We start from the raw sequence: 25,284 nt of genomic DNA, 5'->3' as shown, positions 1-25,284 counted from the left end.
ATGCGTGCGCGCGGCTGCGCGGGGGGTGCGTCGGGACGCCTTTTATTTGAACGGGCCCTTGGTCCCTGGCCGGAAGGAAGAGACCACGGTCGGTCCGTGGCCGCTGATCTGGTCCAGCCGCGACTGGGAAAAGTTACCGGTGTTGCGGGCGTGGGTCTTGCCGCGCACATCGATCAGCTCGCCGCCTGATGTCACCGCCACACCGCTCAGGCGGCCTGGCGACATGTCGAGCACGCGCCGGCTCATCGGGCTGAACTCGCGCGTGTGATCGGACGGGCTCCTGATCCTTCCCCGCCCCCGTTCAACCACATTCAGGTGGGCCAGCTCCCCCACCACATTATTCACGCCGAAATGCGGCCCCAGGTCGGGGACGTTGGCAAAATACTGGTTGGCGCTTTTCTCGAAGAGTTCGCGCTTTTTCGGACTGCTGCGATCGCGCATGAACGCGTCGCGCCGGACCTGGAACTCGGCATGCGACTTCTTCGCGGCCGTGTGCAGTGCGGAACCCTTGTCCAGCTGGCTGATCTTCTCGGCGCCGGCTTCGATGAAGCGGTCTGTCCAGCGTTCGAAATCGGCCGAAGTCTCCTTGCGCGAGGCGAAGCGCGCCGTGTTGTCGCGGATGTCCTTCCAGGACATGCGGTGCGGCATCGCCGCGTTCAGGTTGTTCAGATTGGTCTTGCGCGTCACCTGCTCGGCGCCCGGCTGCTCGTTATGGTTCAGGCGCGCGAAAGCCTTCGCGTTCGCGTTGAACACCGGGCGCTTGCTGACGCCGCCGCTCTTGCTGAACTTCACCAGATTGTTTGGTCGTCGCGGCATCACTTCCCTTTCCATGCGTGGCCCGATACCAGCAGCATAGTTTTATCCCGTGCCGGCCAGCAAGACGAGAACGGAAGGCCGTTGCGCTAAGGCGTCAACTTGTGAGCTGCAAGTGGCTGGCGCAGCCAGGTCAGGCGGTGCCACAACGATTCCAGCGGTCCCTGTGCGTGATGGTGCAGCCACCATGCGCTGAACATGCCCTGCAACACCGCGAGCGCGATGCCGATCAGCAGGCACACCGTGGCGCCGGTATGCTCGTAGAGGCCGAAGCCCCAGCCGTAATACAGCGTGGTGCCGACCACGGACTGCAGCAGGTAGCTGGTCAGGCTCATGCGTCCCAGTGGCATGAAGGCCGACAGGAAGCGCGCGCCCGCGCGGCGCTGGTAGCACAGCGCAAAGGCCGACACCAGCACCAGCATGAAAGCGAAGTTCGCCCACGACGCCAGGATGGTCTCCAGCGGACGCTGCACGGCCAGGCCCAGGTCCCACGCCGGCACGCCCCGTTTCATCAGGAAGAGCGGAACGAAAGCGACCAGCGCGGCCGCCAGCACCCGCAGCCACAGGCGTCCATTGGCCTCCGTCAGCGCGAACAGCCGGCGGCGCGCGGCCAGCATGCCGAGCATGAACAGGGCCGGAATCTGGAACAGGCGGCCATTCTCCCAGCTCCACAGCACCACGCCGGGCTTGCCGTTCAGGAGGTTGCCGGTCCAGACCTGCCATAGCGAACCGCGGGCCAGGTACTCATTGGCGCGGCCGAAATAGGCCCAGGAAGCCGGATCGCCGGTGACTGGCGCAGCCTGCAGCAATTCCCACCAGGCATAGGGCTGCAGCAGCAGGACCACCGCAATGGCAAGCACGGTGCCGTCCCGCAGGCGCGCCACCGGCAGCAGCGCGATCGCCAGCGCCGCGTAGAGCGTCAGGATATCGCCGTGGTAGAACAGCGAGTTCACCAGGCCAAAACCGAACAGCAGCAGCATGCGCCAGGCGAAACGGGGGCGGAAGTCGGCGCCCTGCTCCGCGCGCCGGCTGAACTGCAGCCAGAAGGTAACACCGAACAACATGGCGAAGATGGCGTAGGACTTGCCGCCGAACAGGAAGAAGCCCGCATCCCAGATCACTTTGTCGATCGCCGCCAGCCAAACCGGCAAACCCGTCGGCACATGGTAGAGGTCGAAATGCTCGATGTTATGCAGCAGCATGATCGAGACGAGAGCGAAGCCGCGCAGGGCGTCGACAAGATCGAGGCGGGACGATGGATTCATGGGCTCGGCTTGAAGTGGAAGCGCTACCAGTGGCGCCGCCCTATTGTGGCACCACTATTACTTCGTTTCACGCAATTTCTTGACTATTTTTTATCGCATACGATTTAATCGAAAACGCTTGACACCGGCACATACGCCGCTATACTTCACACATCGAATGCGATTACATCGTATGCGATCTTAATCCATACTTTCTGGAGCTAATCATGAGCAAAATCACCAAAGTCCTCGCCACCGGCAAAACCCGCACTACCGGCAGCGATTCCGCCGTTTTTTCCGGCAACCATGAAGGCAAGCTGGACATCCAGCTGAGCGCCCCCGGCAACAGCACCGCGCGCACGCACCACTTTGCCGCCATTGAAGCGCACCCGACTGCCGAGCAGCTGTTCGCCGGCGCCTGGTCGGCCTGCTACAGCGCGGCGGTCGGCATCGTGGCCAAGCAGATGAAGGTTGCCCTGCCCGCCGACACGGCGGTGGAAATCGAAGTGGACCTGGGCCTGGGCGGCAACGAGTACTTCATCCAGGCCCGCCTGAACCTGATCGTGCCCGGTATTGCGCACGAGCTTGCCACCGCCATCGCCCACGGCGCGGACGCCATGTGCCCGTACTCGAAAGCCACCAAGGGCAATATCGATGTGGTGCTGAACGTCGTCACGGCCTGAGCATTGCAGCGCCGCGCACGATGGCGGCCTTGCACGAGCGCGTCAGCTTGCAGCCTGCAGGCGGCTCAACGCCGCTTCCCTTTGGCGGTGGCGGTGCTGGTCCAGAAACCGGGGGGCTTGCGCGCCACCCAGGCGATGAAGGTGGCGATGTCGGGATGGGCGCGCAGCGCTTCCCAGGTGTGGTAGTGCTGCAGCAGTTCGCGCTCGCTCAGCACGGAGTGGATCTTGCGGTGGCAAATCTTATGGACGGGAAATTGCTCGCGTCCCTTGAAAGTGCGCGGCACCAGATGGTGGCGGTCGATATTGACCGCCCCCAGCGGGCGCCCGCACAAGGGACAGAGCGCCTCTTCGCTCACCGGTACTTCCTGTGATGGCGCTGGCGCGCGGCCGCATTCTGGTCCTGCAGGATGCTGTCCACGCGCTCCGAGGCTTCGCGCGACAGCTGCTGCGCCGCCTCGATATCGGGGAAGTATTCCGGCAGGCGGTAGCCGAGCCAGGCATAGGCCGAGTACAGGCGGCACAGGTCTTCCACTTCCTGCAGGTTCAGGTAGTGCAGCGACTGCTGCTCCGGGCGCAGGTGCGTGACCTTGCCGCGCGAGAGCGACACCGCCCAGTGCTCCCAGGCATTCTGCAGGCTGGCGATCTTGGCCGAGATCGGCACCAGCGACAGGGTGAATTTGTCGGCCACCGATAGCGGCAGGGTATCGAGCCAGGCGGCGCGCTCGGCCTGGTCTTCCGTGATGCGCGGATAGAAGAAGCCGTCCGGCACATCGATGTTGTGGACGAAGCGCTTCAGCAGCTTGGCCAGCGACTGCTCGCCCGTCACGGCGGCAATGCGGTGCAGGTGCTCCAGCGTGGGCGCCACGGCAAAGCCGCTGGCGCCGAGCGGCACCGGCTTTTCTTTCAGCAGCGCGCGCAGCACGCCGTGCGTTTCGTCGTCGTAGCCCGCCACCAGCCCTTCCTCGTGCAAGCCGTAGCGCCCTGCCCGGCCGGCGATCTGGCGTGCCAGCGCGGCGGGAATTTCCTCTTCCTCCACACCATTGAACTTGACCGTGCTGGTCATCACGATGCGCTGGATCGGCAGGTTCAGGCCCATGGCAATGGCATCCGTTCCCACCACCACCTGCGCCTTGCCCTCGCGGAAGCGCTGCGCCTGCGCGCGCCGCACCTCCGGCGACAGGTTGCCGTACACCGTGGCCACGGACAGGCCCAGCTCCGTCACCAGGTCGCGCCACATCAGCACCTCGCGGCGCGAGAAGGCGATCAGCGCATCCCCGGCACGCACATTACGCAGCTTGCGCACCGAGGTGGGTTCCACCACCAGCGGCCCCTTGCGCTTCAGCACATGCACTTCCAGCGGGCATTCCAGGCGCTCGGCCAGGGCTTCGATCGCGCGCCGCGCCTCCGGTGCGCCCACCAGGTACACGGTGCGGGCGGGCGCGCCGCACACGGCGGCGGTCCAGGCGGCGCCGCGGTCGCGGTCGGACAGCATCTGGATTTCGTCGATCACGGCCACCTCCACCGGCGTGCGCACATCGAGCATTTCCACGGTGCTGGCCACATGGGTGGCATCGGGCGCGATGCGGCGCTCTTCGCCGGTGATCAGGCTTACGGCCAGCGGCCTGCCATGCGGCTGCGCCGCCAGCAGGCGTTCGTAGTTCTCCAGCGCCAGCAGGCGCAGCGGCGCGAGATATACGCCGCTGCCGGCTTTCGACAGCGCTTCCATCGCCTTGTGGGTCTTGCCGGAATTGGTGGGCCCCAGCAGCGCAATGAAGCGGCGCGGCAGGCGCCGCGCCACCTCGAAGGAGGCAGGATATTCAGCCAGGTTGATGCTCTGCCGGGTGCGCTCCGCATGCTGTTCCTCGCGCTGGCGCTCGGTGGCATGCTGCACGCGCTGGCGCAGGCGTTCGAACACGATGCCGGCCGGTTCCGAACTTTGCAGCTGGTCCAGCGCAGGCAGGAAGTCGCGCACATCGAGGCCATGTCCGGCGCAATCGTCCGCCAGTTCGGCCACGAAAGCCGCCACGCTGTCGTGCAGGGCCTGGGCCGCGGCCGGGCTGGCGCGCTGCAGCAGCAGGGCTGCACGCTCTGCGCGTTCCAGCTTGCGCCACTTGGACGGCTTGGCGAGCACGCCCTGCTCCGGCACCAGCGCATACGGCAGCTCCAGGCCGGCGCTGCGCACCGTGCCATGCAGGCGCAGGAACACGCGCCCTTCCAGTTTGACCAGTTCCACCTTGCGGGCGGCGAGGCCCAGCTCCTGCATCAGCAGGTCGTCGTCCAGTTCTGCGTTCATGGCGCCATTCTAGCCGGGGCCGGCCGCGCGCGCCGCTAGGCTATCTGGCGCAGCCGGGGTGCCACCCGTTTGACGACACAGCGCTGGCGCCCCGCCGCCTTCGCGGCGTACAGGGCTTCGTCGGCGGTGCGTATCACTTCGTCCATCTCGGCCGAGCCGCCGCTCAGCAGGGCGATGCCCACGCTGGCCCCCACCGGCAGCCGCAGGCCGCCCGCCGTGAAGGGTTCCTTCATCGCGGCCAGTATCTTGGCGCCCAGCGCCGCCGGTTCCGCTTCGCCGCTGAGCTGGTCGAAGATGATGACGAATTCGTCGCCCGCCAGCCGCGCCACGGTGTCGCTGACGCGCACCACGTTTTTCAGGCGGCGGGCAAATTCCACCAGCACCTCGTCGCCCGCGCCATGGCCATGGGTATCGTTGATGCGCTTGAAATGGTCGATGTCCAGATAGGCCAGGCCCAGCGGCAGCCCGCTGCGCGCCTGGCGCGCCAGCGCGGCGCTGAACAGTTCCTCGAACATGCGGCGGTTGCTGATGCCGGTCAGAGTATCGGTGCGCGCCAGCGCCTTCAGGCTGGCTTCGGCCAGCTCGCGCTGCCGCGTCAATGCGTAAAAGGCGCGGCTCAGTTCACCGAACTCGTCGCGCCGCGCCACGTCGAACTGGCGGATGCTGCCCTCGCCTTCGGCCAGGCCGGCCACCTGGCGCCGCAGCACGGCCAGCGGCTGCAGCATCCAGCGGATCGCAAGCCAGCCCAGCGCCGCCGCCAGCGCGGCCACCGCTACCGAAGCCAGCAGCGCGTGGTGGCGCAGCGCGATCAGGGGCGCGAAAGCCTCGTCCAGCGGATAGACGGCGCCGATGATCCAGTCCGCGGCACGGAGGCGCTTGTAGGCCAGCAGCGCCGGCACGCCCGCCTTGGTCTCGCCCTCGGCCCAGCCCTCCCAGCCGCCCAGTGCAGCCAGCGTGGCCGGCACCGGCGCGCCCGGCTCCTCCGTCACCTTGCGCAGCAGGCGGCTGCGGTTGGGATGGTGGATGATGGTGCCGTCGCTCGTCAGCATGAAGAGATAGCTGGTAGGGCTGGGCTTGAGCGATTCGATCTGGCCGATGAAACGCGGCCGCGCCAGGTCGATCGCGCCGCACAGCACATACAGCAGACGCCCCTGGGGGTCATACACGGGATGCGTCACCAGCACCACCCGGCGCCCGGACAGCTGGCTGCGGAACGGCGCCGAGATCAGGCCTTCGCGCGCCGCCACGGTATCGCGGAAATAGGCGCGGTCGGCAAAATTGCCCTGGCCGACCTCGCGGCGGTCGTTCAGGTTGCCGATCAGTTCGCCGCGCCGGTCGAGTACCACCACATTGAAGAATTCCTCGCGCAAGGTCAGGTGCTGCTCCAGCAGCTGCTGCACGCTCGCAGGGTCGTGGGCGGCGCGTTCGGCCACGGCTGCCAGCAGGGTGCGCTTGGCATTCAGGTTCTGGTCGATATAGGCGGCGGCGCTGGACAGCAAGGTCAGCTGCTCCTGGCCCAGCACGGCGCGCATCTGGCGCTCGGCAAAGTAAAGCGAAGCGAGCGCGACAAGTCCGGCCGCGAACAGCACGAGCAGGCCGAGCACGGCGCTCATGCGGAACTTCACGCTGGCTGTATTGAATGGAAATCGCATACCTACCCTCGAAACACAAGGCGGACAGCGCTGCTGTCCAACCGGCTGATCCGGGGCCGGAATAGCCGGCGGCGCGCGGGCTTGGGCGCGGAGACGGCAGAAAGGAAAATTAACTCACTGCAATTCTAACAGAATGTCACAAAGCGATGGCGACTTTGCAGTTAGCGTGGATTTTTAGCAACAATTGAATGGCTGCACGATTAATCTTGCAGAAAAGATAAAGCAGGCGGCAGACCGGTATAATGGCGCTGCGCGGGCCGGAACTTGACCCGCATTAAGGTGCTGCGACGCGTTCGCTTACCTCCTATACTGACACCGCATGCATGGATAACCAAGCCGATAAACGTCAGCAACTCATAGCAGCCATGCTCGCCATGCCGGACGATTTGCCGCCGGCGGCCCGCAGCGCGCAGATGCTTGCGCCATGGCGCACGCTGGCCACCCATTTCAGCCCGCTGGTCGGCGAGACCGGCTTCGGCGCCCTGTTCGGCCGCGCCTCACGGCTGTGCGGGCCCGAGCATGCCTGGCTGGGCGGCGCCGCGGCCCCCTCCTCGGTCGCGGGCCTGCTCACCACGCTGGAGGAAAAACTGGCCTCGGTCGATGCGGCCCAGGCAGCGCGGGGCAACGCGGCGCTGCTGACGGCCTATATCACATTGCTGTCGGCCATGATCGGTGAAGCACTTACCACACGGTTGCTGGACTCGGCCTGGGCGGCCGGTCCAAGCGGGAAACACGCAGGGAGCATAAATAAATGAGCGAAAAAGTTAGCCTGGGGATGCTGGCCACCGGGGTGCCGGGCCTGGACACGCTGCTGGGTGGAGGCTTGGGCGAGTTCTCGTTCAATATGATTGCCGGTGCTCCCGGCAGCGGCAAGACCACGCTCGCCCACCAGATCATGTTTGCGCTGGCTTCGCCCGAGCGCAAGGCGCTGTTCTTCACGGTGCTGGGCGAACCGCCGCTGAAGATGCTGCGCTACCAGCAGCAGTACAGCTTCTTCGAGCTGGACAAGGTGGGCTCCTCGATCCGCTACGTGAACCTGGCCGAGGACCTGCGCACCGGGAATTTCCGCGGCGTGATCACGCGCATCATGGAAGAGGTGGAGTCCTTCGGCCCCGGCCTGGTGTTTGTCGACTCCTTCCGCTCGGTGGTGCAGACGGCGCGCGCCGGCAATGAAGGCGTGGCCGAGCTGCAGTACTTCATCCAGGAACTGGGCACCCGCATGGCCAGCTGGCAGGCCACCAGCTTCCTGATCGGCGAATACGCGCATGCCGACGTGGACGCCAACCCCATCCTGACGGTGGCGGATGGCGTGCTGTCGCTGTCGCAGCACCATGACCAGAACAGCGTGGTGCGCAAGGTGCGCGTGGTCAAAATGCGCGGCCAGGCCCACCTGGCAGGGTCGCATACCTTCCGCATCAGCGGCGACGGGGTACATATCTATCCGCGCCTGCTGCCGCCGCTGGCCGAGGACCGCCTGCCCGGCCATCCGGTCGACCGCGAAGTGCGCCGCATCCCGAGCGGCGTCGCCACGCTGGATCCCCTGCTGCACGGCGGCATCCCGCAAGGGCACTCGGTGCTGGTGGCCGGCCCTTCCGGCTCGGGCAAGACCATTTTGGCCACCCAGTTCCTGGCCGAAGGCGCGCGCCAGGGCGAGCACGGGGTCGCCGTCTATTTCGAAAAAGGCACTTCGCGCCTGCGCAACGCACGCCTGGCCGAGCTGGTGCAGGCCGGCCATGTGAGCGTGGTGGAGAGCCGCGCGCTGGACCTCAGCATCGAGGAACTGCTGGACGAACTGCTCACCACCGTCGAGCGCACCGGCGCGCGCCGCGTGGTCATCGATTCGCTGTCCGAGTTCAGCCTCTACCTGGCGCCCGAGTTCCGCGACAACCTGCGCCTGGGCGTGTTCCGCATCCTCAGCGCGCTGGCCAAGCTGGACGTCACCGTGATGCTGACCATGGGCATTGACGACCGCTTTACCGAACTGCGCTTCAGCCAGTCGGAGGTGGCGTTCCTGACCGACGCCATCATCGCGCTGCGCTATGTGGAACTAGGCGGGCGGCTGGAAAAAGTGCTGTCGGTGGTCAAGGTGCGCGGCAGCGCGCACAGCACCGACCTGCGCCTGCTGCAGATCACGGACAAGGGACTTGAAATCGGCCCTTCCCCGCTGCAGGCGGAAGGCATGCTGTCAGGGCACCCGTCGCCGCGTAGCGGACGCTGAGATGATGACGCCGCAAGCAGCTCCCGTCGATCCCGATAGCGCCGCGCTGCTTGCCGCCCGCGCTGAAAATTCCGCGCTGCAGGCCATGATTGCCCAGCTGCGCGAAGCCAACGAACACCTGGTGCTGGCCACCGTCAGCGCCCAGACGCAGCAGGACGAGGCGGAAGCAGCGAACCGGCGCCAGAACGAGTTCCTCGCGATGCTGGCGCACGAGCTGCGCAACCCGCTGGCGCCGATCAGCACCGCGGCCGCCATCCTGGAGCGGGTGCCGGATGCGAACGCGGAGCTGTCCCAGCTGCGCACCATCATCAGCCGCCAGGTCGAACACATGGCGCGCCTGCTGGACGACCTGCTGGATGCGGCGCGCATCAGCAGCGGCAAGATCACGCTGGAGCGCCAGGCCCTGCACCTGGCGGAGGTGATCGAACGCGCGGTCGAGGTGGCGCAGCCGCGCATCGCCGAACGCCGCCAGCAGCTGCACGTGCATGCGGCCGCCGCCCCGCTGGCGCTGCATGGCGACCGGGTGCGGCTGACGCAGGTGCTCAGCAACCTGCTCGGCAATGCCTCCAAGTACACCCCGGACGGCGGCGAGATCCACCTGCTGGCCGAGCTGGTGGAGGACCAGGTCGCCATCACCGTGCGCGACAACGGCACCGGCATTACGGCCGAGGTGCTGCCCCATATCTTCGATCTCTTCACCCAGGGCCCGCGCTCCCTGGACCGGGCCGAAGGCGGCCTGGGCATCGGCCTGAACGTGGTGCGCAACCTGGTGCAGATGCATGGCGGCCAGGTCAGCGCGCACAGCGCCGGCGCCGGCAGCGGCAGCACCTTCACGGTCACGCTGCCGGCCGCCGCCGGTCCCGCGCCGGCCGCGCCGCCGCTGCAGCCGGCCGCCGCCGCCCCGGCAGCGCGCCGGGTGCTGCTGGTGGAAGACAACCGCGATGCGGCCGAGACCCTGGCCGCCTTCCTGGCCCTGGACCAGCACGCGGTGGACATCGCCTACGACGGCCATGGCGGCCTGGCGCTGGCCCAGCGCGGCGGCTATGAAATCATCATCTGCGATATCGGCCTGCCGGGACTGGACGGCCTGCAGCTGATGCGCGCCCTGCGCGCCTCGCCCGAGGGCGCCCGGCCGTACACCATCGCCCTGTCCGGCTACGGACAGGATGCCGACCGTGCACGCGCGCTGGCGGCCGGCTTCAACCACTACCTGGTGAAACCGGTGTCGCCCGGCGCCCTGCTGGCGGCGCTGGCGGCCAACGCCGTGCTGGCCCACCTGCAAGCCGTCTGATACGGTCGATCCCGGCCGCATCTGAGCCTGTTCAGCGGCCGCCGGCCGGGGCACAATCGGGCCATGGACAAATCAACTACCCAACGCAGTTTCCTGCAGACCCTGGGCGCGGTGGCCTGGTCCTTCGTCGGCCTGCGCCGCAAGCGCGATTTCGACGAGGACGTGGGGGCGATGAACCCGCTCTACGTGATCGCGGGCGGCCTGATCGGCGTGGCGCTGTTCATCATCCTGCTGATGGGCGCGGTGCGGCTGGCGGTCTGAGCACGGTTGCGAGGGGGCCGATAGCGTGTCACCATATGGCACCATCGACTTAAAGGATATTCATGCGTTTCATCCCCGCCCTGCTGCTCGGCGCCGGCCTGCTGGCCTCCTCCGCCTTTGCGTCCCCCACCGCGCCGAAAGACGGCGCCGAATACCGCACCCTGCCCGCGCCGCAGGCCACCCAGGCCGCGCCCGGCAAGGTGGAAGTGGTGGAGTTCTTCATGTATCACTGCCCGGCCTGCTACATGCTGGAACCCACCATCAAGGAATGGGCCGCGAAGAATGCCGACAAGGTCACGTTCCGCCGCATCCACCTGCCGCTGACCGGCCCCAATGATCCGGAAGCCCACCTGTTCCTCACGCTGGACGCGATGAAGCTGGAAGACAGCCTGCACGACAAGGTGCTGCACACCTGGCATGTGCAGCGCAAGCAGCTGCGCTCGGACGAGGACAACCTCGACTGGGCCGTGAAGAACGGCATCGACAAGGCGAAGTTCACCAGCGTCTACAATTCCTTCGGCGTGGTGACGCGCCTGCGCGGCCTCGGCAAGGTGGCCGCCGCCTACACGGTCAACAGCACGCCGACCCTGATCGTGAACGGCCGCTACCTGACCAGCCCGGAGCTGATCGGCAAGAGCAATCCCGGCGTCACCAACGCCAATGCCGGCATGGCCACCATGCAGGTGCTGGACGCGCTGGTGGCGATGTCGCGCAAGTAATCAGGTTTCCACTTTCGTATCCTCGGCCTGCGCCTCCTGCATGGCCTGCGGTTCCAGGTGTTCGGCCGGTATATTCAGCCGTACGAAGGTGCCCCAGGCCAGCAGCAGCAGCGCCGCGCACAGGCCGATCACGCCCGCATGCGGCAGCAGCTCCGGCCTGCCGTGCAGCGATTGAAAGGCCGACACCAGGCATTCGATCGACAGCGACACCACCACCACGATCAGGAAGCGCGACAGGAAGCGCCGCGCCCGCGTCGGCGTGCCCAGGCTGGCTTCGCGCTGCACCTCTTCCTCCAGCACCGTCTGGCCCAGTTCGAAGGCCGCCACGCCGATGGTCAGCAGGCCGACCGCTTCCAGGATCTTGACGAAGCGCGGCTGCGCCTGCTCCTCGGCCACCGGCGCCAGCGCCAGCCAGATCTCCCAGGCGGCCATCAGCAGCAGCGCCACGCCGCACACGAGAAAGAACAGCGACGCCGCCACATAACCGGCGCCGAACAGCCTCTGTAATAAACGCATAGCCGGAATTCCTTTTCTAAGCTTATGCGGAAATATTCTCATCAATTGCGGCCGGACGGCGCGCTCCAGCCCCTCGTATTTCGGTTTATTCCTATAGAATCGGGCAATAAGATTTCCAAGAGAGAATCCCGATGTCCCTTCCTGCCCTGTTCAACCTGGCGCTGGCTGCGCTGCTGCTCGCCCTGCTGGCCACCCAGCAGCGGCGCCACGCCAGCTTTACCGTGCGCGTGTTTACGGCGCTCGGCGTGGGCCTGCTGTTCGGCGCCGCGCTGCAGGCCTGTTACGGCGCCGGCCACGCCGCCATCAAGCAGACCGCCGCCTATCTCGACATCGTCGGCAGCGGCTATGTGAAGCTGCTGCAGATGATCGTGATGCCGCTGATCCTGGTATCCATCGTGTCCGCCATCCTCAAGCTGCGCAACGCCGGCGCGCTGGGCCGCATCAGTGCGCTGACCATCGGCATCCTGATGGCCACCACGGCGGTGGCGGCGCTGATCGGCATTTTGATGGCCAAGCTGTTCGGCCTGAACGCCGCAGGCCTGGCGGCGAACGCCGCCGAGATCGCGCGCGGCACCTACCTGGAAGGCAAGCTGGCCGACGCGCAGGCCATCACGCTGCCGAACATGATCCTCAGCTTCCTGCCCGCCAATCCCTTCCTCGACCTGACGGGGGCGCGCAAGACCTCGACCATCGCGGTGGTGATCTTTGCCGTCTTCATCGGCATCGCGGCGCACGGCATCGCGGACAAGAAGCCGGAGCTGTTCACCAGCTTCGACCATTTCGTGAAAGTGGCGCATGCCATCGTGATGCGCATCGTCACCCTGGTGTTGCGGCTGACGCCTTACGGCATCTTCGCGCTGATCGCCAACCTGGTGGCCGGCTCCAGCTACCAGGACATCCTCAACCTGCTGAGCTTTGTCATCGCTTCCTATGCGGCGCTGCTGCTGATGTTCGGCGTGCACCTGCTCCTGGTGGCGGGCGTGGGCCTGAACCCGCTGCGCTACGCGAAGAAGCTGCTGCCCGTGCTCACCTTTGCCTTCACCTCGCGCAGCAGCGCGGGCGCCATTCCGCTCAGCGTGCAGACGCAGACGCGCCGCCTCGGCACGCCGGAAGGCATCGCCAATTTCGCCGCGTCCTTCGGCGCCACCATCGGCCAGAACGGCTGCGCGGGCATCTACCCGGCCATGCTGGCGGTGATGATTGCCCCCACGGTGGGCATCGATCCCTTCACGGCTGCCTTCCTGCTGCCGCTGCTGGCCGTCATCACCATCGGTTCCGTCGGCGTGGCGGGCGTGGGCGGCGGCGCCACCTTTGCCGCGCTGATCGTGCTGTCCACCATGAACCTGCCGGTGGCGCTGGCCGGCCTGCTGATCTCCATCGAACCGCTGATCGACATGGGCCGCACGGCGCTCAACGTCAGCGGCTCCATCACGGCCGGCACCGTCACCAGCCGCGTGCTCGGCGAAAGCGATATGGCGGTGTTCGCCACCGATGCCGAACTGGAAAGCGATACGGACGCGCAGGCCGCCTGAGCTGGCAGGGTCCGCTTCGTTTGCTTGCGCCGCCCTTTGAGCGATTCGTCTAGTATTCGTCCATCTCCGGGACGGATGCGAATCGATGGAACAGAAGTGGCCTCAACAGATCTGGGTGGTGCGGCACGGGCAAAGCGCTGGCAATGTTGCGCGCGAGGCAGCCGAGGCGGCATCGGAATTCCTCATCGATATCGCCGAGCGCGATATGGATGTGCCCCTGTCCGAACTGGGCGTGCAGCAGGCGCAGGCGCTGGCGCAATGGTTCGCCGCCATGCCGGAAGCGCAGCGGCCCAATGTGGTGCTGTATTCGCCCTATGTGCGGGCGCGCGGCACGGCGCAGGCCATCATTGAGGCGCTTGGCCGCGACAGCCTGCTGGGCAGCGTGGCCGACGAGCGCCTGCGCGAGAAAGAGTTCGGCATCGTGGACCGCCTCACCCCGCTCGGCATCGCCGACAGATATCCCGAACTGCATGCGCAGCGCCGCCACGTGGGCAAGTTCTATTTCCGGCCGCCGGGCGGCGAGAGCTGGTGCGACGTGATCCTGCGCCTGCGCAGCGTGCTCGACACCATCACGCGCGAATACCGCGGCGAGCGCGTGCTCATCGTCGGCCACCAGGTCATCGTGAACTGCATGCGCTACCTGCTGGAGCGCATGGACGAGGCGGAAATCCTCGGCATCGACCGCCAGGCCGACGTGCCCAACTGCGGCGTGACCTCCTATGCTTTCGACCCGCAGGCGGGCAAGCGCGGCAAGCTGGTGCTGCAGCTGGAGAACTTTGTCGCGCCGCTGACCGAAAGCGGCACGCCGGTCACTGCCAGGCCGGATATTCCGGCCGCGCCGAAATCCTGAGGCCGGCCATGAAGCGCGCTGCCCTTACCGACATCACTGCCGCCGTGCTGCGCGAGTGGCCGCTGCCCCAGCCCTCCTTCGATGGCGACAAGGAAGTGCGCGGCCATATCCTGATTGTGGGCGGCTCGCGCGAAATGCCGGGCGCCGTGATCCTGGCCGCCACGGCCGCGCTGCGCGCCGGCGCGGGCAAGCTGACCATTGCCACGGCCGCCAGCGTGGCGCCGCTGGTGGCGCTGGCGATTCCGGAATCACGCGTGATCGGGCTGGCCGAAACGGCCGGCGGCGGTTTTACCATGGAAGCGGCGCGCAGGCTGGCCGAGCTGCACGGCAAGGCCGATGCCCTGCTTGTCGGGCCCGGCATGCAGGACGATGCGGCGGCGGCCGAACTGGTGCGGGCCCTGCTGCCGCGCTTCAGCGGCACACGCATCGTCATCGATGCCGCGGCCATGGGCGCCGTGCGGCCGGGCCGCGAACCGCACCTGCTGGAAGAAGCCAGCGAGCGCGAACATTTCCGCTTCGGCGAGCCGGTGCTGCTGACGCCGCACGCCGGCGAGCTGGCCCACCTGAGCGGGCGCAGCAAGGACGATATCAATAAGGATCCGCAGCAGGCCGCCAGGCAGGCTGCGGACGCATGGAATGCTGTGGTGGCATTGAAGGGCGCTACCACTGTCATCGCCGCCCCGGGCGGCGCATTGTGGCAACACCAGGGCGGCAACGTCGGCCTGGCCATCTCCGGTTCGGGGGACACCCTGGCCGGCATCATCGCCGGACTGGCGGCGCGCGGCGCCACGCTCGAACAGGCTGCGGCCTGGGGCGTGGCGCTGCATGCTTCCGCCGGCGAGCAGCTTTCTCTCCGCTTCGGCGTGCTGGGTTATCTGGCGCGCGAAATTTCTGCCGAGGTGCCGGCGCTGCTGCGCACCCTCGCTCCCGCATAGGCCGCGCCACACGGTCTTATTTCGCAAGGCAAGGAAACTGCGGGCGCTGCAAGCGGTCGAAGAACGACAGACCTGAAACCACGATGAAAGGAATGATCATGACCACGCTACATAAACCTTCCGCCCTGCTCCTGGCAGGCCTGCTGGCCACTGCCCTCGCCGGCTGCAAGGACCGTGCAACCGACACCAGCACCACGCCGGCCGACACGGCCACGCCGGCCGCCACCACCCCGGCCACCACGCCGGATACGGGCGGCACCGGCACCGCCACCACGCCGGACGCGACGGGTACCGGGGCCGGCACCGGCACCGGCGCCGGCAATAGCGAATCCGGCGCCACCGGCGGCGCTGCGGGCACCACGGGCGGCACCGGCACGCCAAGCGATGCCGGCGGCAGCACGGGCGCCACGGGCACTACGCCCGGCAGCTCCGGCACTTCGGGCACCGGCGCCACCGGTTCCGGCTCGGCCGGCGCGACCGACTCCTCCGGCATGACCGGCACTACCGGCACCGGCAACACCAACACTACGCCGCGCCGTTAAGCGCCGCGCGGGCAAAAAAAAACGGCGCCGCAGGCGCCGTCTTCGTTGCAGCGTCGTCCCCGCGGATGCGGGGCCCCAGGGGCGTGCCACAGCACTCCTGGGTTCCCGCATCCGCGGGAACGACATCGGTTCAGAACTTGTAGTTGTAGGACAGGCCGACCAGCTGCATATGGGTCTGCCAGGTGCCGCGCGTCAGTTCACCGTTGCCGGTGCAGCCGTGCGTCACCGGCGAGCAGTTGTTCTTGTAGTTGCCGTTGGCATCCTTGAAGTCCAGGTAGCTGTAGGCCAGGTCGACCGAGGAGTTCGGGCTCAGCTTCCAGTTGGCGCCGAAGGAAAGCTGCAGGCGGTCCGCGTCCGGCAGCGCCGGATGGCGCAGCTCGTCGCTGCGTACCGGCGAATCGTCATGCGCGATACCGCCGCGCAGCGTGACGTTGTCGTTCAGCTTGTAGTTCGCGCCCAGCGACACGCGCACCGTGTTCTTCCAGTTCTGGCGGATCACTTCGTCGCCCTCATCGGTGCCGGGGAACTGGATATTGATGTTCTGCATGCGCGAGTTGCGAGTCCAGGTCACGTCGGCCATGCCGGCCCACTTGTCGTTGAACTGGTGGAAGCCGTTCACGGACAGGGTCTCAGGCGTTTTCAGTTCCACCAGCGCGGCCGAGTTGAACTTGTTGGCCGTGGCCTGCAGCACCTTGTTGACGACCGGGTCGGTGGTCACGGTGGAGAAGTCCCATACCGTGCTGCCGCGCAGCTTGTGCGAAACCGAGGAGCGGTACGCAATGCCGAAGCGGGTGTTGGCGTCCAGGTTGAACAGGTAGCCCACATTGAAGCCGAAGCCCCAGTCCTTGCCGTCGTTGGAACCGTGCGCGTCCTTGGTGTTCGCCAGCAGCGCTGCGTTACCGCCCAGCAGCGCGATCTGGCGCGCCAGCGCGATGCCCTGCGAGGAGCCGCTCAGCGCCGCGATGGTGCCCGGCACGTCCACGCCCTGGCCCAGCTCGGCCTTCATGAACTCGGCGCTCAGACCGAAGCCGAAGGAATGGCGTTCATCGAGCTTGAAGGCGACCGAGGGATTCAGGGTCAGGGCTTCCAGCTTGATATTGGTCAGCGCGTAGCGGCCGGACCAGTTGTTGTCGTAGTCCAGCTTGGTGCCGTAAGGGACGAAGATGCCCAGGCCGGCGGTCCACTGGCTGTTCAGCTGGCGGCTGTAGTACAGCGAGGGCGCGGCCACCGCGTTCGGCGCGTAGTCGTCCTGCGCTGCCAGGCCGCCGGTGCTGGCGCCGGTGAAGCGGCGCGAGCCGCTGTCGTTGAAGGTGGAGTGCGGCACCACGGCGGTAATGCCGCCGGAGAACTGCTGGCCCTGCAGGCGGCTCAGGCCGGCCGGGTTGGCGAAAATGGTCGATGCGTCGGCCGCTTCGGCGCCATTCGATTCGGCCGTGCCCTGCGAGGACACGCTCTGGGAGCCGAAGCGGTAGCCGGATGCGGCGGCGGTGGCGGAAACGGCGGCGAGGGCCGCGGCTACGGCCAGCGACAGGAATTTCTGGTTCATATAAGTCTCACAATCTTATGCTTGTCATGGAGCCGCCCCGGTCCCCGGCGCGGCAAGGGCCGAAGCATACTACATTTGTGAACTTATAAATTAGAAAAGGGCTGCTAAAAGCAGCCCTTTTTCTTGGCAAAGTTGAAACTTATGCCGGTTTGGCGAGCACCGGACGGCGGCTGCGGCCAGTGACCTTGTTGAAGGCCCAGACGATGCCGCGGAACACGGCGCGCACCATCACCAGCGTCAGGATCGCTTCCAGGAAGGTCGCGAAGAAGGCGATCGCCACCGGCCAGCGCTCGGCGCGCCGGTTGAACTTGGCCGCCATGCGGTCGCGCGAGATCTCGATGCTGTCATAGAAGGTCGGCACGACCAGCAGGGTCAGCAGCGTGGAGGTAATCGTGCCGCCGATGATCGCCACCGCCAGCGGACGGTAGAACTCGCCGCCCTCGCCCATGCCGATGGCCACCGGAATCATGCCCGCGATCAGCGCGAAGGTCGTCATCAGGATCGGACGCAGACGCATGCGGCCGGCGTGCATCAGCGCTTCCTCGCGGCCGAAGCCCTCCTCTTCCCGCGCCCGCGCCGCTTCCAGCAGCAGGATGGCGTTCTTGGCCACCAGCCCCATCAACATGATGATGCCGATAAAGCTCATCAGGTTCAGCGTGTTCTTGGTCAGCATCAGCGCCAGCACCACCCCGATCAGGGACAGCGGCAGCGACAGCATCACCGCCACCGGCGCCGTGAAGGAACCGAACTGCATCACCAGGATCAGGTACATCAGGCCGATACCTGCCACCAGCGAGATCAGCATCTGGGTAAACAGCTCCTGCTGGTCCTTGCCTGCGCCGCCCAGGCGCAGGCCGTAGCCCGGCGGGAAGTCCATGCTCTTCGCCAGCTTCATGGCGTCGGCCGTCACTTCGCCGTTGGAACGGCCTTCCACGTTGGCCGACACGGAAATCACGCGCTTGCCGTCCTTGTGGCGGATGGTGGATGGGCCCTTGCCCATGGTAACGGTCGCGATCTGGTCCAGCGGAACCATCTGGTTGGTGCCGCTCACCGCGATCGGCAGGCGCTCGATGTTTTCCGAATTGGTACGGTCTTCCGGATGCAGGCGCACCGCCACGTCGCGGGTTTCACCGGTCGGGTCCACCCAGTCGCCCACTTCGATGCCGGCGAAGGCCACACGCAGCGATTGCGCCGCGTCGCCGGCCGAAATACCCATGGAGTTGGCCAGGCCGCGGTTCAGCTCGATCTGCATCTCATCCTTCGGATCCTGCTCGGACAGGCTCACGTCCACCGCGCCCGACACCTGGCGCAGCTTGTCCATATAGGCGCTGGTCAGTTCCATCAGGCGGCGCGAGTCCGGGCCGGTGAATTCGATCTGCACCGGCTTGTTGCCGCCGTTGGAGACGTCATCCTGCACCACGTATTCGGCGCCCACCAGGCCGGCCATCTTCTTGCGCAGTTCCACGGCCACTTCCTCGGCCGAACGGGTACGCTTGTTCTTGTCGCCGATATCGATATAGATACGGCCGCCGGTCAGGTTCACATAGGTGCTGGTGGATTCGGTTTCCGGAATCGAGTGGGCGATATCGGAAGCCTTCATCAGCTTCAGGCGCGAATATTCCAGGCTGCTGGACGACGGCGTACGCACGTCAACCCGCAGGAAACCGAAGTCCGACTTCGGCAGGAAGCTCGAACCGCCGAACTTCGTGTGCAGGGCCAGCGCGCCGATCAGCGATGCCACGGCGATGATGGCCATCCAGCGGCGGTGGTGCAGCGCCCAGGCAATCACGTTGCCGTAGCGGTCGGCCTGGTGGTCGAACCAGTGGTTGAACTTGTCCAGCGCCTTGCCTAGGCCCTTCTTCGGACGGGTGTGGTGGTCCGGCGGGTCGCCCCAGAAGGCGGACAGCATCGGGTCCAGCGTGAACGAAATGAACAGCGACACGGCCACCGAGCAGGTCACGGTCAGCGCGAAGGGACGGAACCATTCGCCCGAGATGCCCGGCATGAAGGCCACCGGAATGAACACGGCCATGATGGAGAAGGTGGTCGCGGCCACGGCCATGCCGATTTCGGCGGTGCCGTTCAGCGCCGCCGTGCGGCGGTCTTCGCCCATCTGCATGTGGCGCACGATGTTTTCCCGCACCACGATCGCATCGTCGATCAGCACGCCGATCGCCAGCGACAGGCCGAGCAGCGTCATGAAGTTCAGCGTGAAGCCGCACAGCCACACCGCGATAAAGGCGGCGATGACCGAGGTTGGCAGCGACAGCGCGGTGATCAGGGTGGAACGCCAGGAGTTCAGGAAGGCATACACCACGAAGATGGTCAGGCCGGCGCCGAACACCAGCGCCTCGATCACGTTGTTCAGGCTGTGTTCCGCATCTTCGCCGCCGTCCTGGCTGATCTCGATGGAGGTGCCTTCCGGCAGGTCCTTCTTGATCTCTTCCACCAGCTTGCGTACGCCCTTGGCCACGCTCACGGTGGAGGCGTCGCGGGTACGGATAATGGCGATACCGACATTCGACTTGCCGCTGCGGATACTCAGGTTATTGATCTCGGCAAAGGCGTCCTTGATCTCAGCCACCTGGCCCAGGCGCACCAGCTGGTCGCCCTGGCGCTTGACGATCACGTCCTGGAACTGCTCGGGACGCTCGATGCGGCCCACCAGGCGGATGCTCTTCTCGTCCAGGCTGCCGCGCAGCTTGCCGACCGGCGCATTGGTGTTCTGCATGCGCAGCGCATTGGTGACTTCGGCCACCGACACATTGTATTCACGCAGTTTCTCGGCGCGCAGCAGCACGGACAGCTCGCGCCGCAGCGAACCGTTGACGGTCACGTTCGACACGCCGTCGATGGCGCGGAAACGGTCCGCCAGCTGGTCTTCCGCCAGGCGCGAAATTTCGGCATGGCTCTGGGTCTTGGACGACAGCGAGACCTGCATCACCGGCTGGGCCGACACGTCGACCCGCTGCAGGATGGGCTCGCGCATCTCCACCGGCAGCTTGTAGCGCACGGAAGCGATGGCGTTGCGGATCTCGTCCGAGGCCTCGATCAGGTTCTTGCTGAAGGTGAAGCGCAGCTCGATGGTGGCGCTGCCTTCCTGCGAGGTGCTGTTCAGTTCCGTCACGCCGGACAGGCCCTGCAGCGACTTCTCCAGGCGGTTGACGATTTCGCGCTCCACCGTCTCGGGCGATGCGCCCGGATAAGGAATGCTGACGAAGATGGTCGGGATCTCGACGTCGGGATTCTGGTTGACGCGCAGCTTGGACAGCGCGAGCAGGCCAAGGCACATGGTCGCCACGATCAGCACGATCATGGCGACAGGCCGTTTGACACTAAAATCAGACAGGAACATGGTTTAGTTTCCTTTCGCGGCAGCCGGAGCGGTGCTGCCATTGGCCGAGGCTACCGCCTTGGCCGACAGCAGCTCCACTTTCTGGCCATCCTTGAAGCTGGATGCCGGGGCACGCAGCACGCGGTCGCCCGCGGCCAGGCCCTTGCTCACTTCCCACTGGCCGGTGCGGGCATCGCGCGCGCCGATGGTCAGGTCGGCCTTGCGCAGGGTGTTGTCCTTGATGCGCCAGGTATAGGTGCTGTCGCCGTTACGCACCAGCGAGGAATCCGGAATCATCAGCGTATCGCGCGATTCCGCTTCCACCCGGCCTTCCGCATACAGGCCGGCCACTTTCGGCTGCACCTTGTCGGCGAAGTCCACCAGCACTTCCACCTGGCGGGTGACGGGGTTGGCGGCGGGATCCACGCGCTTCACCCTGCCGTCGAACACCTGGCCCGGATAGCCGTTGACGCGGAACTGCACGTGCTGGCCCACTTTCACGGTGCCGATCTTGTCGGCCGAGACCAGGCCCTCGAAGCGCATGCTGTTCGGGTCGATCACCTTGATCAGTTCCTTGCCCACCTGCGCCGTGTCGCCGTTCGACACCTTGCGTTCGGACACGATGCCGTCGAACGGGGCGCGCACGCTGGTGCGGGCCAGCTGCTGCTGGGCCGTGGCGGCACGCGCCTTGGCGGCCACCAGGTCGCTCTGGGCATTGTTGTAGCGCACTTCGGCGTCTTCCATCGCCTGGGCCGAGGTCATGCCCGAGGCCAGCAGGGTCTTGTTACGCTTCAGCATGCGGTCGGCCTGGTCCAGCGACTGCTGGGAGGCGCGCACCGCTTCGTTGGCCGAGGTCAGGGAATCGCGGATCGAGGTGTCGTCCAGGCGCACCAGCAGGTCGCCCTTGCGCACCGCCTCGCCGTTCTCCTTCAGCACCTGCAGCACGACGGCGCCCACTTCGGCGCGCAGGTCGGCCTTGCGTTCCGGCTCGATGGAACCGGTGATGACCGGGCCGGAGGCCAGCGCATCGTTCTGGAGCGTGACCAGGTCCTCCGGGGCCACCTGCAGGGTGGCATTCTTCTTGGCCTCCGCCCTACTGGACGCCTGATCCCCTTTATCCGGGCCTGACTTGCCGCAGGCGACGAGCGCTGAAGCTACGGCGAGAGCGAGTAGGGTCTTACGCAACATAGAATTTCTCCGAGAGTTTTGGTGATACTTTGCTGTTATTGAATACGGCGCATGGAATGCACACTACTGCAGCGGAGGATTCTCCCCGCTGCCGGGGTAGAAAGCAATCGCTGGAAGCCAGACTGCGCGATTTCGGGGATGGAGTGTCAAAAAACGTGGACAGACTGCAATCGGGGCGGACGTCCGCCCCGGACAGGGCGGACGAATTAATTCATTAATGAATATTCAAGCGCGGCCGAACAGGGCGAAAACCAGGTGGCCGATCGCGATGCCCGTCAGCAGGCCGCCGGTGATTTCCACCTTGGTATGGCCCATGCGTTCCCGCAGCCACCGGTAGCCTTCGGTCTTCTCGCCCAGCTTGTTGAGCGCGGCGGCATGCCGGCCCACGTGCTGGCGCAGGCTGTTGGCGTCGATGATGACGATAAAGGCCAGCGTCACGGCCACGCCGAAGGCCGGATGCCCCATGCCCTCGCGCAGCGCGATCAGGGTGGCCATGCTGGCCACAGTGGCGCTGTGGTTGCTGGGGAAGCCGCCGTTGCCCACCAGGTCGAAGGCCCAGCGCCGCGTGCGCGCACTATTGATCAGGAATTTGATGGGGCCGACGGTGATCCAGGTGATCAGGGGCGTGAGCAGATAGGCGAGGTCCATGTGAAAGTTCCTTTTTGGCAATTCACCATTATCGCAGATGCATGCTCACGGACGGAAGCGGGTGCAGTAAAATCGCCCCACTAAAAACACAAAGGGTGGATGCATGAAACATTTCGGGGTATCGATCATCGTCACGGTGATTCTGATGGCGGTGGCCGGCTGGTGGGGCTATAGCAATGGCGGCTTCAGCGGCGCGCTGACGGCGCTGTGGATTACGGGCGTGCTGGGCGTGATGGAGGTGTCGCTTTCCTTCGACAACGCGGTGGTCAACGCCTCCGTGCTGAAGGACTGGAACGCGTTCTGGCAGAAACTGTTCCTGACGGTCGGTATCCTGGTGGCCGTGTTCGGCATGCGCCTGGTGTTCCCGCTGGCCATCGTGGCCGTGGCGACCGGCCTGGACATGCTGGCCGTATGGAATATGGCCATCAACACCCCATCCGAGTATTCGCGCCACCTCACCGATGTGCACGCGGAAGTGGCAGCCTTCGGCGGCGCCTTCCTGCTGCTGGTGTTCCTGAACTTCATGTTCGACGACGACAAGGACGTGCACTGGATCGAATGGATCGAGGAGCGCGCCAACCGCCTGGGCGCCGAAAGCCTGTCGGTGCTGCTGGCCCTGGTGGCCGTGGGCGTGGCCGTGGAAATGGTGCCGGAAGAAAAACGCTTCCCCGTGCTGTACGCGGGCGTGGCCGGCGTGGCCATCTACCTGGCCGTGGGCTGGCTGAGCGGCCTGCTGGAGGAAGATCCGGAAGAAGCCAAGGCGCTGGGCAAGACCGTGCAGCGCGGCAGCATCGGCGGCTTCCTTTACCTGGAAGTACTGGACGCCTCCTTCAGCTTCGACGGCGTGATCGGCGCCTTCGCGATTACCAGCGACGTGGTCATCATCATGCTCGGCCTGGCCATCGGCGCCATGTATGTGCGTTCCGTCACCGTCTACCTGGTGCACAAGGGCACGCTGGACGAGTTCATCTACCTGGAGCACGGCGCGCACTGGGCCATCGGCATCCTGGCCGTGATCATGTTCGCCAGCGTCTCGTACCATATTCCGGAATGGTTTACCGGCCTGTCCGGCGTGGCCTTCATCCTGGTATCGGTGTGGTCTTCCATCAAATACAAACGCAAAATGGTGGCTGAATGAAATTTATCGGCGTCCTGATCGGCCTTGTCGCGGCGGCCATCCTCGCCTTCCTCGCCTACGTGTGGATCACCTTGAGCTGGTCCTACTCGGAAGGCGAGCGCGCGGGCTTCCTGCAGAAGTTCTCCACCCGCGGGTGGATCTGCAAGACCTGGGAAGGGGAAATCCTGCTGACCTCGATGCCGGGCGCCATTCCCGAGAAGTTCGAATTCAGCGTGCGCGAGCCGGAGGTGGCCAGGCAGCTCACCGCCGCCATCGGCAAGCGCGTGGTACTCAGCTACGCCCAGCACAAGGGCGTGCCGACCAGCTGCTTCGGCGAGACCGAGTATTACGTGACGAAGGTGCAGGTCACGCAATAAAGCGCCGCATGGCGTCCAGCGTGGCGCCGGCTGCTTCCGCGTGCGGCGTGTGGCCGCATGCCGGCAGCATCCGCTGCTGCCCGCGCGGCGTTTTGCCGGCAATGGCCACCAACTGCGCGGCCGAGCCGTACTGGTCCTCGCTGCCCTGCAGCGCCAGCACCGGGCAGGCGATTGCCGGCAGCAGGTATTCAATATTCCAGTAAGCGAAAGAAGGCTCCAGCCAGGTATCGGCCCAGGCCGCGAAGATGGCGGCAGTCTTGTCGCCATGGTAGCGCTGCAGCCCTTTCAGCTTGCCCACATTCCAGGCTGCGCGCGCCGCGCGGATGCCGTCCAGCGTCACCTCTTCCACGAACACATGCGCCGCCTCGGTGATCACGCCGCGCAAATGCGCGGGGCGTCCTGCCGCATGGATCAGTGCGATGCTGCCGCCATCGGAGTGGCCCACCAGCCAGTAATCCCGCTCAGGCAGCAAGCCCGCAAGCACAGCGGGCAGCTCGTTCAGCGCATAGTCGTGCAGGTAATGAATGCTGCGCGCGGCGCCCAGCGGCGAAGATAATCCATAGCCGTGCCGGTCATAAACCAGCCCTTCGCAGCCGGTGGCCGCGCACAGCCGTGCAGGGAAGTCGCGCCACATGGCCACACTGCCCAGTCCTTCATGCAGGAACACCAGCACCGGCCGTTCCGCACGGCCCGCGATGCGCTCGTAGTACAGCTGCGCGGTGACAGTATTCAGCGAGGGCATTCTTGCTCACCGCTCGGGCGCCCACGCCAAAGAAATAACACGCCGGCCAGCATCAGCACATGGGCGATCATGGAGAGAAACGGCGCGGTACCGGCCTGGCTCACCGAAACATCGGCAAGCTGGTCGACGACAGCATTCGTAAAATTCCAGCCCCAATGTACCCCCACCGCCGCCCATAGCGAGCCGGTACGGTACAGCGCCGCCGCATAGGCAAGGCCGAACACGAACAGCATGAGCCATTCGACCGGTCCTTTATGCAGGCGGTAAATGTGGTTCAGCACAAAAATCGCTGCTGCCAGCGGCACGTACAGCCATGTTGCTCCAATCCCAGGAAAGGCCCTGCGTACCAGTCCCCGCGTGAGGATATCTTCCGAGATCGAAGGAATGAAGGTCTGGAATGCCTGCCAGGCAAACATCAGCAAGAACGGGGTGGCAGCCGTGATGCCCGTCCAGCGCACGCTGTAGACCCCGAATTTCTCACCGGCCAGCAGCGCGGCCAGCTTGCAGGCACACGCCAGGGCGAGACCGGCGGCGAGCAGCAGGGCCCATCCCGGGCGGGCATCGATATACCAGGCACGCAGTCCACGGAAACCGAGCACACGGGAACACGCCCACGCCAAAGGAAGCACGAGCAGCATCAAGGGGTATATCTGCAGCGCTTCCGGCAACTGATAGGCAAGGAACAGGATGAGGGCAGTGGACAACAAGCGCTGCGGGGTCAGCCGAGTGTTGGCGGGTTCGGTCATGGCATGGAAGGTATGTTGAGGGCATCAGAGGATACCG

At 65.8% G+C, this 25,284-nt stretch carries 24 protein-coding genes; 12 read left to right on the top strand and 12 right to left on the bottom strand.

The window, feature by feature from the left end; translation table 11 throughout:
* Positions 1-42 precede the first annotated feature (42 nt).
* Both ACJRPG_RS04755 and ACJRPG_RS04750 read right to left on the bottom strand, forming a co-directional pair.
* Positions 43-816, bottom strand: coding sequence for a hypothetical protein (locus tag ACJRPG_RS04755; protein WP_407998896.1), 774 nt, complete (start codon positions 814-816; stop codon positions 43-45).
* An 86-nt stretch (positions 817-902) separates the two neighbouring features.
* Positions 903-2,078, bottom strand: coding sequence for a DUF418 domain-containing protein (locus ACJRPG_RS04750; RefSeq protein ID WP_407998895.1), 1,176 nt, complete (start codon positions 2,076-2,078; stop codon positions 903-905).
* A gap of 206 nt (positions 2,079-2,284) precedes the next feature.
* Here ACJRPG_RS04750 and ACJRPG_RS04745 point away from each other — a divergent pair, with 206 nt between their 5' ends.
* A complete protein-coding gene (locus ACJRPG_RS04745) occupies positions 2,285-2,740 on the top strand; it encodes an Ohr family peroxiredoxin (RefSeq protein ID WP_407998894.1) in 456 nt (151 codons plus the stop codon).
* A 65-nt stretch (positions 2,741-2,805) separates the two neighbouring features.
* Here the strand turns inward: ACJRPG_RS04745 and ACJRPG_RS04740 are convergent, their stop codons facing one another.
* Genes ACJRPG_RS04740 through ACJRPG_RS04730 form a run of 3 tightly spaced genes read right to left on the bottom strand, consistent with a single transcriptional unit; the run spans position 2,806 to position 6,685 of the window.
* Entirely contained in the window at positions 2,806-3,096 is a 291-nt protein-coding gene (locus ACJRPG_RS04740; RefSeq protein ID WP_407998893.1) for a hypothetical protein, read from the bottom strand.
* On the bottom strand, positions 3,093-5,033 hold the full coding sequence (locus ACJRPG_RS04735) for a helicase-related protein (RefSeq protein WP_407998892.1): 1,941 nt from the start codon (positions 5,031-5,033) through the stop codon (positions 3,093-3,095). Before ACJRPG_RS04735 ends, ACJRPG_RS04740 begins: the two co-directional genes overlap by 4 nt.
* Positions 5,034-5,068: 35 nt before the next feature.
* Positions 5,069-6,685, bottom strand: coding sequence for a diguanylate cyclase domain-containing protein (locus tag ACJRPG_RS04730; protein ID WP_407998891.1), 1,617 nt, complete (start codon positions 6,683-6,685; stop codon positions 5,069-5,071).
* 365 nt (positions 6,686-7,050) lie between these two features.
* Here ACJRPG_RS04730 and ACJRPG_RS04725 point away from each other — a divergent pair, with 365 nt between their 5' ends.
* The 5 genes from ACJRPG_RS04725 to ACJRPG_RS04705 all read left to right on the top strand — a co-directional run bounded on the left by ACJRPG_RS04725 (position 7,051) and on the right by ACJRPG_RS04705 (position 11,174).
* Positions 7,051-7,440, top strand: coding sequence for a hypothetical protein (locus ACJRPG_RS04725; protein ID WP_407998890.1), 390 nt, complete (start codon positions 7,051-7,053; stop codon positions 7,438-7,440).
* Positions 7,437-8,903 (top strand): ATPase domain-containing protein, encoded by a 1,467-nt coding sequence (locus tag ACJRPG_RS04720; protein ID WP_407998889.1) that lies wholly within the window; start codon positions 7,437-7,439, stop codon positions 8,901-8,903. Before ACJRPG_RS04725 ends, ACJRPG_RS04720 begins: the two co-directional genes overlap by 4 nt.
* A gap of 1 nt (position 8,904) precedes the next feature.
* Positions 8,905-10,194, top strand: a complete 1,290-nt coding sequence (locus ACJRPG_RS04715; RefSeq protein ID WP_407998888.1) for a hybrid sensor histidine kinase/response regulator — start codon at positions 8,905-8,907, stop codon at positions 10,192-10,194.
* Positions 10,195-10,257: 63 nt separating this feature from the next.
* Positions 10,258-10,455 (top strand): DUF2970 domain-containing protein, encoded by a 198-nt coding sequence (locus ACJRPG_RS04710; RefSeq protein WP_407998887.1) that lies wholly within the window; start codon positions 10,258-10,260, stop codon positions 10,453-10,455.
* A 62-nt stretch (positions 10,456-10,517) separates the two neighbouring features.
* A complete protein-coding gene (locus tag ACJRPG_RS04705; protein ID WP_407998886.1) occupies positions 10,518-11,174 on the top strand; it encodes a thiol:disulfide interchange protein DsbA/DsbL in 657 nt (218 codons plus the stop codon).
* Here ACJRPG_RS04705 and ACJRPG_RS04700 read toward each other — a convergent pair whose 3' ends face one another.
* The gene (locus ACJRPG_RS04700; RefSeq protein WP_407998885.1) at positions 11,175-11,690 is read right to left on the bottom strand and encodes a hypothetical protein; all 516 of its coding nucleotides are present in this window, start codon (positions 11,688-11,690) and stop codon (positions 11,175-11,177) included.
* A 131-nt stretch (positions 11,691-11,821) separates the two neighbouring features.
* On the opposite strand from ACJRPG_RS04700, the gene ACJRPG_RS04695 reads away from it, so the two are divergent.
* The 4 genes from ACJRPG_RS04695 to ACJRPG_RS04680 all read left to right on the top strand — a co-directional run bounded on the left by ACJRPG_RS04695 (position 11,822) and on the right by ACJRPG_RS04680 (position 15,549).
* Entirely contained in the window at positions 11,822-13,222 is a 1,401-nt protein-coding gene (locus ACJRPG_RS04695) for an L-cystine transporter (RefSeq protein ID WP_407998884.1), read from the top strand.
* A gap of 85 nt (positions 13,223-13,307) precedes the next feature.
* The gene (locus ACJRPG_RS04690) at positions 13,308-14,072 is read left to right on the top strand and encodes a histidine phosphatase family protein (protein WP_407998883.1); all 765 of its coding nucleotides are present in this window, start codon (positions 13,308-13,310) and stop codon (positions 14,070-14,072) included.
* Between the two features lie 8 nt (positions 14,073-14,080).
* On the top strand, positions 14,081-15,007 hold the full coding sequence (locus ACJRPG_RS04685; RefSeq protein WP_407998882.1) for an NAD(P)H-hydrate dehydratase: 927 nt from the start codon (positions 14,081-14,083) through the stop codon (positions 15,005-15,007).
* A gap of 98 nt (positions 15,008-15,105) precedes the next feature.
* A complete protein-coding gene (locus ACJRPG_RS04680) occupies positions 15,106-15,549 on the top strand; it encodes a hypothetical protein (RefSeq protein ID WP_407998881.1) in 444 nt (147 codons plus the stop codon).
* Positions 15,550-15,679: 130 nt separating this feature from the next.
* Here the strand turns inward: ACJRPG_RS04680 and ACJRPG_RS04675 are convergent, their stop codons facing one another.
* The 4 genes from ACJRPG_RS04675 to ACJRPG_RS04660 all read right to left on the bottom strand — a co-directional run bounded on the left by ACJRPG_RS04675 (position 15,680) and on the right by ACJRPG_RS04660 (position 22,265).
* Positions 15,680-17,095 carry an OmpP1/FadL family transporter gene (locus ACJRPG_RS04675; RefSeq protein ID WP_407998880.1) on the bottom strand — a complete coding sequence of 472 codons (1,416 nt, stop codon included), beginning with the start codon at positions 17,093-17,095 and terminating at the stop codon, positions 15,680-15,682.
* A gap of 139 nt (positions 17,096-17,234) precedes the next feature.
* Positions 17,235-20,450, bottom strand: a complete 3,216-nt coding sequence (locus ACJRPG_RS04670) for an efflux RND transporter permease subunit (RefSeq protein WP_407998879.1) — start codon at positions 20,448-20,450, stop codon at positions 17,235-17,237.
* 3 nt (positions 20,451-20,453) lie between these two features.
* Positions 20,454-21,617, bottom strand: coding sequence for an efflux RND transporter periplasmic adaptor subunit (locus tag ACJRPG_RS04665; RefSeq protein WP_407998878.1), 1,164 nt, complete (start codon positions 21,615-21,617; stop codon positions 20,454-20,456).
* Between the two features lie 225 nt (positions 21,618-21,842).
* Positions 21,843-22,265 carry a divergent PAP2 family protein gene (locus tag ACJRPG_RS04660; RefSeq protein ID WP_407998877.1) on the bottom strand — a complete coding sequence of 141 codons (423 nt, stop codon included), beginning with the start codon at positions 22,263-22,265 and terminating at the stop codon, positions 21,843-21,845.
* Positions 22,266-22,368: 103 nt separating this feature from the next.
* On the opposite strand from ACJRPG_RS04660, the gene ACJRPG_RS04655 reads away from it, so the two are divergent.
* Both ACJRPG_RS04655 and ACJRPG_RS04650 read left to right on the top strand, forming a co-directional pair.
* Positions 22,369-23,403, top strand: a complete 1,035-nt coding sequence (locus ACJRPG_RS04655; RefSeq protein WP_407998876.1) for a DUF475 domain-containing protein — start codon at positions 22,369-22,371, stop codon at positions 23,401-23,403.
* Entirely contained in the window at positions 23,400-23,759 is a 360-nt protein-coding gene (locus ACJRPG_RS04650) for a DUF8785 domain-containing protein (RefSeq protein ID WP_407998875.1), read from the top strand. Before ACJRPG_RS04655 ends, ACJRPG_RS04650 begins: the two co-directional genes overlap by 4 nt.
* Here the strand turns inward: ACJRPG_RS04650 and ACJRPG_RS04645 are convergent.
* Positions 23,749-24,501, bottom strand: a complete 753-nt coding sequence (locus ACJRPG_RS04645; RefSeq protein WP_407998874.1) for an alpha/beta fold hydrolase — start codon at positions 24,499-24,501, stop codon at positions 23,749-23,751. The two genes, ACJRPG_RS04650 and ACJRPG_RS04645, sit on opposite strands and share 11 nt — an antisense overlap.
* Entirely contained in the window at positions 24,489-25,247 is a 759-nt protein-coding gene (locus ACJRPG_RS04640; protein ID WP_407998873.1) for a CPBP family intramembrane glutamic endopeptidase, read from the bottom strand. The genes ACJRPG_RS04645 and ACJRPG_RS04640 overlap by 13 nt, the downstream gene beginning before the upstream one ends.
* Positions 25,248-25,284 lie beyond the last annotated feature (37 nt).

Origin of the sequence: Pseudoduganella rhizocola (assembly GCF_045984285.3) — a bacterium.
Taxonomy (GTDB): Bacteria; Pseudomonadota; Gammaproteobacteria; order Burkholderiales; family Burkholderiaceae_D; genus Rugamonas.
Note: the sequence above shows the minus strand (reverse complement) of the source record. Positions and strands in the feature narration are given on the sequence as shown.